Consider the following 12,439-nt stretch of genomic DNA (forward strand, 5'->3'; position numbering starts at 1 on the left):
GAGGGGGGACCATCGATGGGCCGCGCAGCGCAGGCTCGCCGCGACGAGATCGTCCGCCTGGCCACCACCACCGGGCTGGCCAGCGTCGAGGAGCTGTCGAGCCAGCTGGGGGTGACGGCATCCACCATCCGCCGTGACCTGGCCCACCTGAAGGCGGCGGGGCTGCTGGCGCGCACGTACGGCGGGGCGATGGCGGTCGTCACCCACCCGGAGGCGTCGCTGCGGCAGCGCATCGGGGAGGCGTTCGAGGCCAAGCGGGCCATCGCCGCCTGGGCCGCCGCGCGGATCCGCCCGGGGGAGACGATCCTGCTCGACTCGGGTTCGACGACGGGTGCGCTGGCCCACGAGCTGCGGCACGCCGCTGACCTGACGGTGGCCACCACGGGACTGAACGCCCTGCAGGAGCTGGTGGGCGCGACCGGCGTGCACGTCGAGTGCCTGGGCGGCACCCTGCGCCACGTGAGCCAGGGCTTCGTCGGGCCGCTGGCGGAGGCGGCGCTGAGCAGGATGACGTTCGACCGGGTCTTCCTGGGCGCCGACAGCGTCACGGCCGAGGACGGCATCTGCGAGGCCAGCCTGCAGCAGACCCGCTTCAAGGAGCTGATGATGCAGCGCTCCCGCCACATCTACCTGCTGGTCCACGCCGCCAAGCTGGGCCGCCGCCCGTTCCACGCCTGGGCCCGCATGCCCGACAGCTGGACGCTGGTCACCGACGCGTCGGCCACCCCGGAATCCCTCAAGCCGTTCATGGCGAAGGGCGTGGAGACGGTGGTCGTGGATCCGCGAACCCACGGGTAGCGGCGGCGCGTTCGACCGTGGCGGTCATCATGGAGGAACCAGGAAGCCCCAGGCTCCCGGGCGTGTGCCGCGAGCTGGGGCTGTGAACTCTGGTCTGCTGGTGGACGATACTGGGATTGAACCAGTGACCTCTTCCGTGTCAGGGAAGCGCTCTCCCGCTGAGCTAATCGTCCTTGCGAGTGGTGAACTCAGAGCGGAAGACGGGATTCGAACCCGCGACCCTCACCTTGGCAAGGTGATGCTCTACCACTGAGCCACTTCCGCGTGTGCCGCACTTTACCTTAGCGGATCCCGAGGGGTCCGCGGTCATCGAGGTGGAGACGGGATTTGAACCCGTGTAGACGGCTTTGCAGGCCGCTGCCTCGCCTCTCGGCCACTCCACCAGGAGTCTTGCTCCGAGCGGAAGACGGGATTCGAACCCGCGACCCTCACCTTGGCAAGGTGATGCTCTACCACTGAGCCACTTCCGCGTGGACCCTCAGGCGACGTGCGCCCCGGTCACAGGAAAACCATATCGTCTTCCTGGAGTGCCCGCGCGCAGCGCGAGGCGGGTCAGGCCATTTTCAGTGCAGCACACGCATGTCCCTGGCCTTCACGAACATCACCCGGTGCCCGAGCTGGATCTGGTGATAGCGGAGCCGGCCGGTGGTGGTGACGTGCCTCGACGGCTTGAAGGCGTTGGCGGCGTAGTAGGAGCCGGTGACCGTGTCGTCCAGGGCGTACGTCTGGCCGGTCCCGATCGTGTACTGGAGCGGCCGCAGGGGCTGGTGGGCGGCGAGCTTGTAGGCGGATTTCTCGGGGTACGCCCGGCCGTACACCTTCACGTTGTCCTTCCGGGGCGTGACCAGGAGGCCCTTGGCGGGAATGGCGGTCGGAGCCGAGGCGGGGTTGTGGAACCACGCCTTCTGCCCCAGGTACCAGATGGCCGTCCAGTCGTCCCGGCGCTCTGCGACGGCGTAGCGCTGGCCGGTGGAGGCGCGGGCGCCGTGGTCGTACACGCTGTGGGTGGAGGCCTTGTTCCCGTGCTTGCCGATGTCCTTGACCAGGGGCGCCGACGCCTTGGGCGCCGTGTGCAGCCAGACGGCCGAGGCGCCGTGCGGCGGGCACGCCTTGGCGGGCTTCGCGGCGTCGCAGCCGGTGAAGCGGGGACGGTGGGTGGTGTACTCCGGGCGGATGATGATGGACTCGCCGTTCTCGGCTGCTCTGAACGGCCGGTTCATGAGGTCGAAATAGTGTGCCCAGTCCCAGTACGGGCCCGGGTCCTCGTGCATGCCGGCGACCGTCGCCGGTGTGGTGCCCGGGACGTTGTCGTGGCCCAGGATGTGGGCGCGGTCGAGCGGGATGCGGTGCTTGGCGGCGAGGAACTTCACCAGCCTGGCAGAGGCCCGGTACATCGCCTCGGTGTACCAGGTGCCTCCCTTGGCCAGGTATCCCTCGTGCTCGATGCCGATCGAGCGGGTGTTGACGTCCCAATTGCCGGCGTGCCAGGCGATGTCGTTGGTCGCCACGTGCTGGGCGACATGTCCGTCACGGGAGCGGATCGTGTAGTGCCAGCTCACGTACTTCGGGTTGCGGACCAGGGAGGGGATGCCCCGGTAGCCGCCCTCGGTGTCGTGGATGACGATGTAGTCGACGGAACGGGTGCGGCTCAGGCGGTCGTGGTTGCCGTAGTCGCGGTGCTTCTTCTTGCCGAAACGCCGGTGCGCGGCGGGCATCCACTCGCAGGCGAGCGAGGCGGGGCACTCCGCGTCGCGCGCCCCTGACTCCGCCTTGGCGCTGTCGTGGCCCTCGTCGGCGATGACGGGCGCGCCGGCGCCGGCGCCGGCGTCGGATCCGAAGCCGGTGCCGGGATCGGCGTCGTCGCCGGTGTCCGGGTCGATCTGCTGCTCGTCCGTGAAGGGCGGGGGATAGGCGTCGAGGTCGCTCTCGTGGTCGCCGATGAAGGGCGGCAGGTCGGGTACGGGGTCCAGCCGCACCAGGTGCCCGTCGTCGGTACGGCGTTCGGTGCCCTCCCGCATCACCGAGAACACCTCGTCGGCGAAGCGGCGGGCGGCGGCCGGATCCTCCGAGCCCGAGTAGCGGGCGACCGCGTCGTACCAGTCGGCGGGGTTGGAGCTGGGGTGCTCCTGGTAGGAGGCGAGGAGGGCGGCGCCGCCCCTGATGTTCGCGGCCGGGTCGGTCCTGAGCCGGGAGGGCACGACGCCGATGAGGCCGCCGGCCTGGGGGAGCGTCGCCCGCGGCGCCTCCTGCGCGGTCCGCAGCGCGGAGGAGGCGGGTGGCTCGGCGCGCGCGGCGGGCATGGGGCGGGCCTCGTCGCCACGGGCGTCGCCGAGCGCGTCCCCGACCGTGCCGCCGAGCGCCTCGGCGGGGAACGTGTCGACAAGGTGCATCGGCCCGTAGCCGCCCGCCGTGCTCGGCCGCCCGCCGTGGGCGTCCCAGCGGGACTCCAGGTACGCCACGCCGAGCAGCACGCTCTCCGGTACCCCGTGCTCGCGGGCGGCCGCGGCGAAGTCGGCCTGCCGCCCCGGAGACGCGACGGCGGCGGACCCCGGGCCGGCGGGCACGGCCGGAGGCCGGGCAGGTGCGGTCAGCGCGGTGGTGGCCAGGACGGCGGCGAGCCAGAGCTGCATGAACATCTCCCCCATGGATGTCACGACGCGACTACTCACCGTAACTGATCCCAGAAAGGGATGTGTCAGACGTGGCGGATGATACGGATGGATTTGACTGGATGCAGCCGGACGCGGCACCCCCCTGCCTCCCGGTCGCGCCGGAACCGCCGCGCCGTCAGGGCCTGAGGCCACCATGGCGAGCGTTGGAGTTAGATCCTGCCCGATATCGGGCAGAATGATGGCGTGTCTCGCTCCAGAGCCGTAAGGTCCTCGTCTGTGCCACCGGCACGGCCTCCGTATGAAGATCTCATCGCTCACCTCACGAGGACGAGCCCGCTCGGCCCCGGCGAGGCGGCGCGCGTGGTCGCCGACGTGCTGGCGTACTTCTCGGAAACGACCGAGGAGTACGTCCGGCGCCGTCACGGCGAGCTGAAGGCGCGCGGCCACACGAACGACGAGATCTTCCCGAGGATCGCCGCCGAATTACGCGGCCGCCGGGTGGCCGCGCCGGAACTGTCGCTGAGACAGCTCCGCAGGATCGTCTACGGATGAACAGGAGACCTCGATGTGCGGAATCGTGGCCTACGTCGGCCCAAGGGACGCAGCCCCCATCCTGCTGGAGGGTCTGCAGCGACTCGAATATCGGGGCTACGACTCGGCCGGGGTCGTCGTGTCCAGCAAGGGGCTGAAGGTCCGTAAGGTCAAGGGGCGGGTGGCCGACCTGGCCAAGGTCGTGCCGGTCCGGTTCAGGGGCGGCCTGGGCATCGGGCACACCCGCTGGGCCACGCACGGCGTCCCCAGCGACGTCAACGCCCATCCGCACCTGTCCGCCGACCAGCGCATCGCGGTCGTGCACAACGGCATCATCGAGAACGCCGGAGAGCTGCGCGCCAAGCTGGAGGCCGACGGCGTGGTGTTCGCCTCCGAGACCGACACCGAGGTGCTCGCGCACCTGATCGCCCACGCCGCCGACGAGAACGACTCGCTGGAGGAGGCCGTCAGGAAGACGCTCAAGAGCGTCGTCGGCACGTACGGCATCGCCGTCATCGACGCCGAGCGCCCCGGCGAGGTGGTCGTGGCCCGCAACGGCAGCCCGATCGTGCTCGGCATCGGCGAGAAGGAGATGTTCGCCGCGTCCGACGTGGCCGCGCTGGTCCGCTACACGCGCCAGGTCGTGCACCTGGAGGACGGCGAGCTGGCCGTGCTGAAGGCCGACGGGTTCCACACCTTCGCCAGCGATGCCCGCGAGACGGCCAAGGAGCCGCTGACCGTCGACTGGGACGCCGGCCACTACGACACCGGCGGCTACGAGCACTACCTGCTCAAAGAGATCTCCGAGCAGCCCGAGACGATCACCAGGACGATGAGCGGCCGGCTCGACGAGCGCTTCAACGTCGCCCACCTCGGCGGGCTCAACATGGACGCCCGCGAGACGCGCAGCTTCCGCCGGGTGAAGATCATCGGTTGCGGCTCCGCGTACTATTCAGGACAGATGGGGGCGCAGCTCATCGAGGAGCTGGCGCGCATCCCCTCCGACGCCGAGCCGGCCAGCGAGTTCCGCTACCGCAACCCCGTCGTCGACCCCGACACCCTCTACGTCGCGATCAGCCAGTCGGGGGAGACCTACGACACGCTCGCCGCGGTGCAGGAGCTCAAGCGCAAGGGCGGCCGGGTCATCGGCATCGTCAACGCCGTCGGCAGCGCCATCGCGCGCGAGGTGGACGGCGGCATCTACCTGCACGCGGGCCCCGAGGTATCGGTGGCCTCGACCAAGGCCTTCACCTCGACCACGGTCGCGTTCGCGTTGCTCGCGCTGCACCTGGGCCGGGTGCGCGACCTGTCGCCGGCCGACGGCAGGCGCATCGTGGAGGGCCTGCGCCGGCTGCCCGGCCACGTCGAGGAGATCCTGGCGCAGGGCGACAAGATCGCCGAGCTGGCGCAGAAGTACGCCGACCACGCCGGCATGATGTTCGTCGGCCGCGTGCGCGGCTACCCGGTGGCCCGCGAGGGGGCGCAGAAGCTCAAGGAGATCTCCTACGTCCACGCGGAGGCCTATCCGGCCAGCGAGCTCAAGCACGGCCCGCTCGCCCTGATCGGCCCCGAGATGCCGACGGTCGCGATCGTTCCCGACGACGAGCTGCTCGACAAGAACCTCACCACGCTCGGCGAGATCCGCGCCCGCGGCGGGCGGGTGCTCATGGTCGGTCACCGCGAGCCCGGCCCGAAGCTGGCCGACGACGTCATCGTGATCCCGAAGAACGAGATCGAGCTCGATCCGATCCTGCTCACGATCCCGTTGCAGCTGCTCGCCTACCATGCCGCCGTGGCGCTCGACCGCGACGTGGACAAGCCGCGCAATCTCGCCAAGAGTGTCACTGTCGAATAATTGAGCCGCAAATCAGCCACATTCCCCTCAGGGTAGTGTTATCCGGCTCCAAACGACATAAATTCGATACTGTGCGGCAGTTCGACCAGCAGCGGCCCCATCCCGCACGCATGTACGACTACATGCTCGGCGGGAAGGACAACTTCGCGGTCGACCGTCTGGCCCTCGACCAGCTCGCCGAGCTGGTCCCGGAGGCGGTCCCGCTGGCCCGCGCGAACCGGGCATTCCTTCAGCGTGCCGTGCGCTACGTGGCCGCCGCGGGGGTCCGCCAGTTCCTCGACCTGGGCAGCGGGCTGCCGACCCAGGGCAGCGCGCACGAGGTCGCGCCCGAGGCCCGGGTCGTCTACGTCGATCATGATCCGGTCGTCGCCGCGCACTCCAGGGCCCTGCTCGAGAGCTCGGGCAGGGCCGTCTTCGTGGAGGCCGACCTGCTCGACACCGACGAGGTGCTGGCGCGGGCGGGCGCCCTGCTCGACCTGGCCGAGCCGGTGGGGGTGCTGCTGGTGTCGATCCTGCACTTCATCCCGGACACGGCCGGCGCGCAGAACGCGGTGGCCGCGCTGCGCGAGCGGGTGGCGCCCGGCAGCCACCTGGTGATCTCCCACGCGACGACGATGGCCCGGATGGAGGACGGCGATCGCGCCAGGGTCCCCTCCCGGGGCTCGTCCGCGGCGGGCGCCGACCGTCCGCCGTCCGAGATCCGCGCGTTCTTCGGCGACTTCCCGCTGGAGCCGCCGGGGCTGGTGCAGGCCACCGACTGGCGTCCCGACCGCCCCAAACTGGTGGGCGACTGGTCGCTGCCGTCGTCGCTGATGGCGGGGGTCGGCAGGAAACCCGGCTGACAGCGGCCAGGGAAGGCGTCCCGGGCCGCGGCGGGCTCGGCGCTGACCCGGGCCGGCGGCCGCACAGGCCGTCCCTCGTACGAGAGCGCAGCACGCCGATGGGGCCCCGGTGCGTGACGCTCCGCCACAGGTCAATAACCTGGAGTGGCGGGTGAGCTCGGGGAGGGGCGCATGCGGCGACGGCGGTTCTTGGCCTTGGGGCTGGGCTTGGCCGCGTGCGCGGCCGGCTGCGGCGCGCAGCGGTTCACCGAAGGCGCGTCCGTGCTGCGCACCCGATTCTCGATCAATCCGGGCGGGCGCCGGTGGGGTCGCGCGGGGCACGTGTTCGCCGGCGTGGCCCGCGCCGCCGGTTACGAGACGGGCGAGGGCCCGCAGGTCACGGTGACCGGCCTGCCGGCGCTGGCCGCCGCCGAGCTCAACCAGGGACAGAGCCTGCTCGACGCCGCCACCCCGCTGGCCAGGCTGGCCGGCGAGGTCGAGGTCGTGGTCGTGCCCGAGAGCTCCCGCTTCAAGGACTTCGGCGACTTCGGCGCCGCCCTGCGCACCAGGCCCGGGCAGACGATGCTGGCCGGCGGTCCGCAGGGAAATCCCGACCACCTGCTGTTCGGCCTCATCGCCAAAGGGCTCGGCGCCGACACCCGGCAGGTCGACTACACCGGCTACCCCAGCCGCCACGAGGTCGTCGCCGCGCTGTCGTCCGGCAAGGCGGTCGCCGCCGCCGGCCGGGTCGCGGAGTGGCGCACGATCATCGGGCGCGGCCGGGTCAGGGCGCTCGCGGTGTCCTCGGCCGAGCGGGTGCCGGAGCTTGACGTTCCGACCCTGCTGGAATCCGGCGTACGGGTGGATTTCGTGGACTGGATCGCGGCCTTCGGCGCTCACGACATGCCGGAAGAGAGCCGCGAGTCGGCCGTCGGCATGTGCGACGAGGTGACCCGCTCGGCCGGCTGGGAGGCGGCCTGCCGGGCCGCCGGATGGGTCTCGATCCCGCTCACCGGCGACGACTTCGAGTTGTGGCTCGCCTCCGAGGTCCGGCGCACGCGCGAGGTGCTGCGGGACCTCGGGCTGGTCGACACGACCAAATCCACAATATGCAGGGGTGGTTGCGGGATCCGCCACTAGATGTAGGATCCTGCTCGTCGCTGGTTCGCCTCCCAGGAGGCGGAGTGAAAGGGAACCCGGTGCGATTCCGGGGCTGCCCCGCAGCGGTGAGCGGGAACGACCGCCGTCACATGCACTGGAGCGATCCGGGAAGCGACGGCCAGTAGGCGCCATGAGCACGCCCGCGAGCCCGAAGACCTGCCCGCGACGTGCCGGGTCATGCGCCCGGCGAGCAGTGTCCATGGCCTCGAGGGAGGGCCGGGGGCTGGTGCGGCCGTGGGTCCATGCCGCCGTGCTCTCGCGTGCCCTCACGGGGATGAGCTCGCGAGGAGAGAGCACGTGACGCAGATCGTCGATGTTGACCGCCGCCTGGCCATCGAGGAGGCCGCCGCCCGGGTGATCACCGATCCGGCCAGCTCCCGGATCGCCGCCGGCCTGCTGGCCGAGGAGATCGCCGACGAGGCGGCCGGGCACGGGGTGCGCTCGTTCTCCGAGTCGGTCGCGGCCACCCACGCGGCGGGGCTGATCCAGGACGGGCTGGCGGAGTTCGTCGCCGCGCACGCCGCCGAGCTGGACGCGCTGATCTGCGCGGAGGCGGACGGCCGGTTCGAGTATTTCGGGTTGCGCACGGTCTATGACCGCTACCTGCTGCGCCATCCCGAGACCCGTAAGGTGCTGGAGCGGCCGCAACACTTCTTCCTCCGCGTGGCCTGCGGGCTGGCGGAGTCGGTCGCCGAGGCGGCCGAGCTCTACGCGCTCATGTCCAGCCTGTCCTACCTGCCGAGCTCGCCCACCCTGTTCAACGCGGGCGCGCGCCGGCCGCAGCTGTCGTCGTGCTTCCTGCTCGACTCGCCGCGCGACGAGCTGGAGGGCATCTACGACCGCTACGGGCAGGTCGCCCGGCTCTCCAAGTACGCCGGCGGCATCGGCATCTCGTGGACCCGCGTACGCTCGCGCGGCTCCCTCATCAGGGGCACGAACGGCCACTCCAACGGCATCGTGCCCTGGCTGCGCACGCTCGACGCGTCGGTGGCGGCGGTCAACCAGGGCGGCCGGCGCAAGGGCGCGGCCTGCGTCTACCTGGAGACCTGGCATGCCGACATCGAGGAGTTCCTGGAACTGCGCGACAACACCGGTGAGGACGCCCGCCGCACCCACAACCTCAACCTGGCCAACTGGGTGCCCGACGAGTTCATGCGCCGCGTGGAGGCCGACGAGCCCTGGTCGTTGTTCGATCCCAAGGACACGCCCGACCTCACGGACCTGTACGGGGAGGAGTTCACCGCCGCCTACCGCGCGTACGAGGCGGCCGGGCGCCACGTCCGGCAGGTCCCCGCCAGGATCCTGTACGGCCGGATGATGCGCACCCTCGCCCAGACCGGCAACGGCTGGATGACCTTCAAGGACGCCGCCAACCGCACCTCCAACCAGACCGGCCGCCCCGGCAACGTCATCCACCTGTCCAACCTGTGCACCGAGATCCTCGAGGTCACGAGCGACGCGGAGACGGCCGTGTGCAACCTCGGCTCCGTCAACCTGGCCGCCTGCCTCGCGGACGGCGGTGTCGACTGGGAGCGGCTGCGCCGGACCGTACGCACGGCCGTGCGCTTCCTCGACCGCACCATCGACCTCGGCTTCTACCCGACGCCCGAGGCCGAGGCGGCCAACAGGCGGTGGCGGCCGATCGGGCTCGGTGTCATGGGCCTGGCCGACGTGTTCTTCGCGCTGCGGCTGCCGTTCGATTCGCCGGCCGCGCTGGAGCTGTCCACGCGGATCGCCGAGGAGATCGCGCTGGCCGCCTACGACACCTCGGCCGACCTGGCCGCCGAGCGCGGAAGGCACCCGTCGTTCGCCGACACCCGGGCCGCCGGGGGAGTGCTGCACCCCGATCACTACGGAGCGAGCACGCCGCGCTGGGACGCCCTGCGCGACAAGATCGCGACGACCGGCCTGCGCAACTCCCTCATGATCGCCATCGCGCCGACGGCCACGATCGCCTCCATCGCCGGCTGCTACGAGTGCATCGAGCCGCAGGTGTCCAACGTGTTCAAGCGCGAGACGCTGTCGGGCGAGTTCCTGCAGGTCAACCGCTATCTGGTGGCCGACCTGCAGGCGCGCGGGCTGTGGACGCAGCGGATGCGCGACGACATCAAGCGGGCCGACGGCTCGATCCAGTCGATCCCCGGCATCCCCGACGATCTGAAGGCCCTCTACCGCACGGCCTGGGAGCTGCCGCAGAAGGCGCTGATCGACCTGGCCGCCGCGCGCCAGCCGTACATCGACCAGTCGCAGTCGCTCAACCTCTTCATGGCCGGCCCCACGATCGGCAAGCTCTCCTCGATGTACGCCTACGCCTGGAAACAGGGCCTGAAGACGACGTACTACCTGCGCTCGCGCCCCGCGACCCGCATCGCCCAGACGACGGTCCCCGCGGGGGCCGAGCCCTCCGCGAACCCCCCGGAACCGCGGAGCGGCTTCGCCGCGCTGTCCGCCTCCGCGACGGCTGACGCCGTCGCGTGCTCGCTCGAGAACCCGGAAACCTGCGAAGCCTGCCAGTAAGGAGCCCGTCGTGCTGCTCGACCCCGGAATGGACCTCACCCTGCGCCCGATGCGCTACCCCGACTTCTACGAGCGTTACCGCGCGGCCATCCGCAACACGTGGACGGTCGAGGAGGTGGACCTGCACACCGACCTGGCCGACCTGGCCAGGATGACGCCGCAGGAACGGCACCTGATCAACCGCCTGGTCGCCTTCTTCGCGACCGGCGACTCCATCGTGGCCAACAATCTCGTGCTCAACCTCTACCAGCACGTCAACGCCCCCGAGGCGCGCCTGTATCTCAGCAGGCAGCTGTTCGAGGAGGCCGTGCACGTGCAGTTCTACCTGACCCTGCTGGACACCTACCTGCCCGACCCCGACGAGCGGGTGAAGGCCTTCGCCGCGATCGAGCACATCCCGTCGATCCGGGACAAGGCGGAGTTCTGCTTCAAGTGGATCGACTCGATCAACGGCCTGCAGCGGCTGGAGACGGCGGCCGAGCGCCGCCAGTTCCTGCTCAACCTCATCTGCTTCGCCGCCTGCATCGAGGGCCTGTTCTTCTACGGAGCCTTCGCGTACGTGTACTGGTTCCGCTCCCGCGGCCTGCTCAACGGCCTGGCCACCGGGACGAACTGGGTGTTCAGGGATGAGTCCATGCACATGGAGTTCGCGTTCAGCGTGGTCGACACGGTCAGGGCCGAGGAGCCCTCGCTGTTCGACGACGAGCTGGGCGAGCAGGTCACCGCCATGCTGGAGGAGGCGGTGGCCGCCGAGCTGGCCTTCGCGGAGGATCTGTGCGGGGACGGCATGATGGGTATGGGGGTGACGCAGATGCGCCACTACCTGGAATATGTCGCCGACCAGCGGCTGGTCCGTCTGGGGCTGCCGAGAAGGTACGGTTCGGCTAACCCGTTCGGGTTCATGGAGCTGCAGGACGTGCAGGAGCTGGCCAACTTCTTCGAGCGGCGGGTCTCGGCTTACCAGGTGGCGGTCGAGGGAAATGTGAGTTTTGACGAGTCTTTCTAGGACCTAGGGGGTTATCGAGTGCAGTCTCCGGCGGGCTGGCCCATTCTCGCCATCGCGGTGATCGGCTCGGTCCTCTTGGTGGAAGTGGTCAGGCGGGTGCTGAACCGGATGGGGCGCAAGTGGGCGCTCGCCCGGCACCTCGTGGAGCACTGCACCTGGGCCGCGTTCGCGGTGGCCGTCGTGGTGGCGTGCAACCTGGTGTTCGGGCCGGGCATGTTCGGCCCGGCGCCCGCCGATCGCAGCCTGGCCGCATCGGTCGAGCACGCGCTCGGCCTGGTCACGATCGCCGCGGTCACCTGGCTGATCGTGCAGGCGACGTACGCGCTGACGGACGTCGCGCTCGACCGGCTGGTCCAGGTCGAAGGGGAGCGCAACCGCCGGGCGCGGCGGATCATGACGCAGATCGCGCTGGTCCGCCGCATCGCCTCCGCCGCCTTCATCGTGATCGCGCTCGGCGCCATGCTCTTCTCCTTCCCCCAGATGCGGGCGCTCGGCGCGGGCCTGCTCGCCTCGGCGGGCATCGCCGGCGCCATCGTCGGCATCGCCGCCCAGCCGACCATCGGCAACGCGCTGGCCGGGCTCCAGCTCGCCTTCAGCGACGCGCTCCGCCTCGAGGACGTGGTCGTGGTCGAGAAGGAGTGGGGCAGGATCGAGGAGCTCACGCTCACCTACGTCGTGCTGCGGCTGTGGGACGAGCGGCGGCTGGTCCTGCCGGTCTCGTACTTCACCCAGAACCCGTTCGAGAACTGGACCAGGCACGGCAGCCGGGTGCTCGCCGTGGTCTACCTGCGGGTGGACTGGTCGGTGCCGGTGCCCAAACTGCGGGAGGCGCTGTACGCGTTCCTGCAGGACAATCCGCTGTGGGACCAGAAGGACTGGACCCTCCAGGTCACCGACGTCCTGCCGAACGGGCTGGTCGAGCTGCGCGCCCTGATGAGCGCCGCCGACTCGCCGTCGTCCTGGGACCTCAAGTGCGACGTGCGCGAATACCTCGTCGAGTACGTACGCGAGAACTACCCGGACGCGCTGCCCCGCTTCCGCGTCGACACGCCGGAGACGCGCGCCGGCATGAGCTGGACCGACGACCGCGACCGGGGATAAATAGGTGGCATTCGCGCCGATCGCGGGTTTACCTTAA

At 70.4% G+C, this 12,439-nt stretch carries 9 protein-coding genes, 4 tRNA genes and 1 riboswitch; of the genes, 8 read left to right on the top strand and 5 right to left on the bottom strand.

All coding sequences use genetic code 11. The features are described 5' to 3' along the window. Nucleotides 1–15 precede the first annotated feature (15 nt). Nucleotides 16–798 (top strand): DeoR/GlpR family DNA-binding transcription regulator, encoded by a 783-nt coding sequence (locus tag ACTWPV_RS27270; protein WP_443153970.1) that lies wholly within the window; start codon nt 16–18, stop codon nt 796–798. Between the two features lie 98 nt (nt 799–896). On the opposite strand, the gene ACTWPV_RS27275 is transcribed toward ACTWPV_RS27270, so the two are convergent. The 5 genes from ACTWPV_RS27275 to ACTWPV_RS27295 form a co-directional block, all read right to left on the bottom strand. After that, nucleotides 897–971 (bottom strand) — tRNA-Val (locus ACTWPV_RS27275). Nucleotides 972–990: 19 nt separating this feature from the next. Continuing rightward, nucleotides 991–1,062 (bottom strand) — tRNA-Gly (locus ACTWPV_RS27280). 48 nt (nt 1,063–1,110) lie between these two features. Next, a tRNA-Cys gene (locus ACTWPV_RS27285) sits at nt 1,111–1,181 on the bottom strand. A 15-nt stretch (nt 1,182–1,196) separates the two neighbouring features. After that, nucleotides 1,197–1,268 (bottom strand) — tRNA-Gly (locus tag ACTWPV_RS27290). Between the two features lie 93 nt (nt 1,269–1,361). Beyond that, the gene (locus ACTWPV_RS27295; RefSeq protein ID WP_443153971.1) at nt 1,362–3,428 is read right to left on the bottom strand and encodes an N-acetylmuramoyl-L-alanine amidase; all 2,067 of its coding nucleotides are present in this window, start codon (nt 3,426–3,428) and stop codon (nt 1,362–1,364) included. A gap of 258 nt (nt 3,429–3,686) precedes the next feature. Between ACTWPV_RS27295 and ACTWPV_RS27300 the strand changes: the two genes are divergently transcribed. The 7 genes from ACTWPV_RS27300 (at nt 3,687) to ACTWPV_RS27330 (ending at nt 12,402) form a co-directional block, all read left to right on the top strand. Continuing rightward, nucleotides 3,687–3,962 carry a hypothetical protein gene (locus tag ACTWPV_RS27300; protein WP_132597376.1) on the top strand — a complete coding sequence of 92 codons (276 nt, stop codon included), beginning with the start codon at nt 3,687–3,689 and terminating at the stop codon, nt 3,960–3,962. 13 nt (nt 3,963–3,975) lie between these two features. Next, nucleotides 3,976–5,796, top strand: coding sequence for a glutamine--fructose-6-phosphate transaminase (isomerizing) (gene glmS / locus ACTWPV_RS27305; protein ID WP_347644001.1), 1,821 nt, complete (start codon nt 3,976–3,978; stop codon nt 5,794–5,796). A gap of 71 nt (nt 5,797–5,867) precedes the next feature. Further along, a complete protein-coding gene (locus ACTWPV_RS27310; RefSeq protein ID WP_443153972.1) occupies nt 5,868–6,638 on the top strand; it encodes an SAM-dependent methyltransferase in 771 nt (256 codons plus the stop codon). A gap of 171 nt (nt 6,639–6,809) precedes the next feature. Next, nucleotides 6,810–7,757, top strand: coding sequence for a tripartite tricarboxylate transporter substrate-binding protein (locus tag ACTWPV_RS27315; RefSeq protein ID WP_443153973.1), 948 nt, complete (start codon nt 6,810–6,812; stop codon nt 7,755–7,757). Between the two features lie 4 nt (nt 7,758–7,761). Continuing rightward, a riboswitch (cobalamin riboswitch) is annotated at nt 7,762–7,956 on the top strand. Between the two features lie 119 nt (nt 7,957–8,075). Next, nucleotides 8,076–10,295, top strand: coding sequence for a ribonucleoside-diphosphate reductase subunit alpha (locus ACTWPV_RS27320; protein WP_443153974.1), 2,220 nt, complete (start codon nt 8,076–8,078; stop codon nt 10,293–10,295). 10 nt (nt 10,296–10,305) lie between these two features. Beyond that, nucleotides 10,306–11,301, top strand: a complete 996-nt coding sequence (locus tag ACTWPV_RS27325) for a ribonucleotide-diphosphate reductase subunit beta (protein ID WP_347643997.1) — start codon at nt 10,306–10,308, stop codon at nt 11,299–11,301. 18 nt (nt 11,302–11,319) lie between these two features. Then, on the top strand, nt 11,320–12,402 hold the full coding sequence (locus tag ACTWPV_RS27330) for a mechanosensitive ion channel family protein (RefSeq protein WP_443153975.1): 1,083 nt from the start codon (nt 11,320–11,322) through the stop codon (nt 12,400–12,402). The last annotated feature ends 37 nt before the right edge of the window (nt 12,403–12,439 follow it).

This window comes from Nonomuraea sp. KM88, assembly GCF_052245635.1.
Classification (GTDB): Bacteria; Actinomycetota; Actinomycetes; order Streptosporangiales; family Streptosporangiaceae; genus Nonomuraea.

Coding starts and splice junctions, on each gene's coding strand:
- ACTWPV_RS27270 (WP_443153970.1), top strand. CDS start 16: ATGGGCCGCGCAGCGCAGGCTCGCCGCGACGAGATCGTCCGCCTGGCC.
- ACTWPV_RS27295 (WP_443153971.1), bottom strand. CDS start 3,428: ATGCAGCTCTGGCTCGCCGCCGTCCTGGCCACCACCGCGCTGACCGCA.
- glmS (WP_347644001.1), top strand. CDS start 3,976: ATGTGCGGAATCGTGGCCTACGTCGGCCCAAGGGACGCAGCCCCCATC.
- ACTWPV_RS27315 (WP_443153973.1), top strand. CDS start 6,810: ATGCGGCGACGGCGGTTCTTGGCCTTGGGGCTGGGCTTGGCCGCGTGC.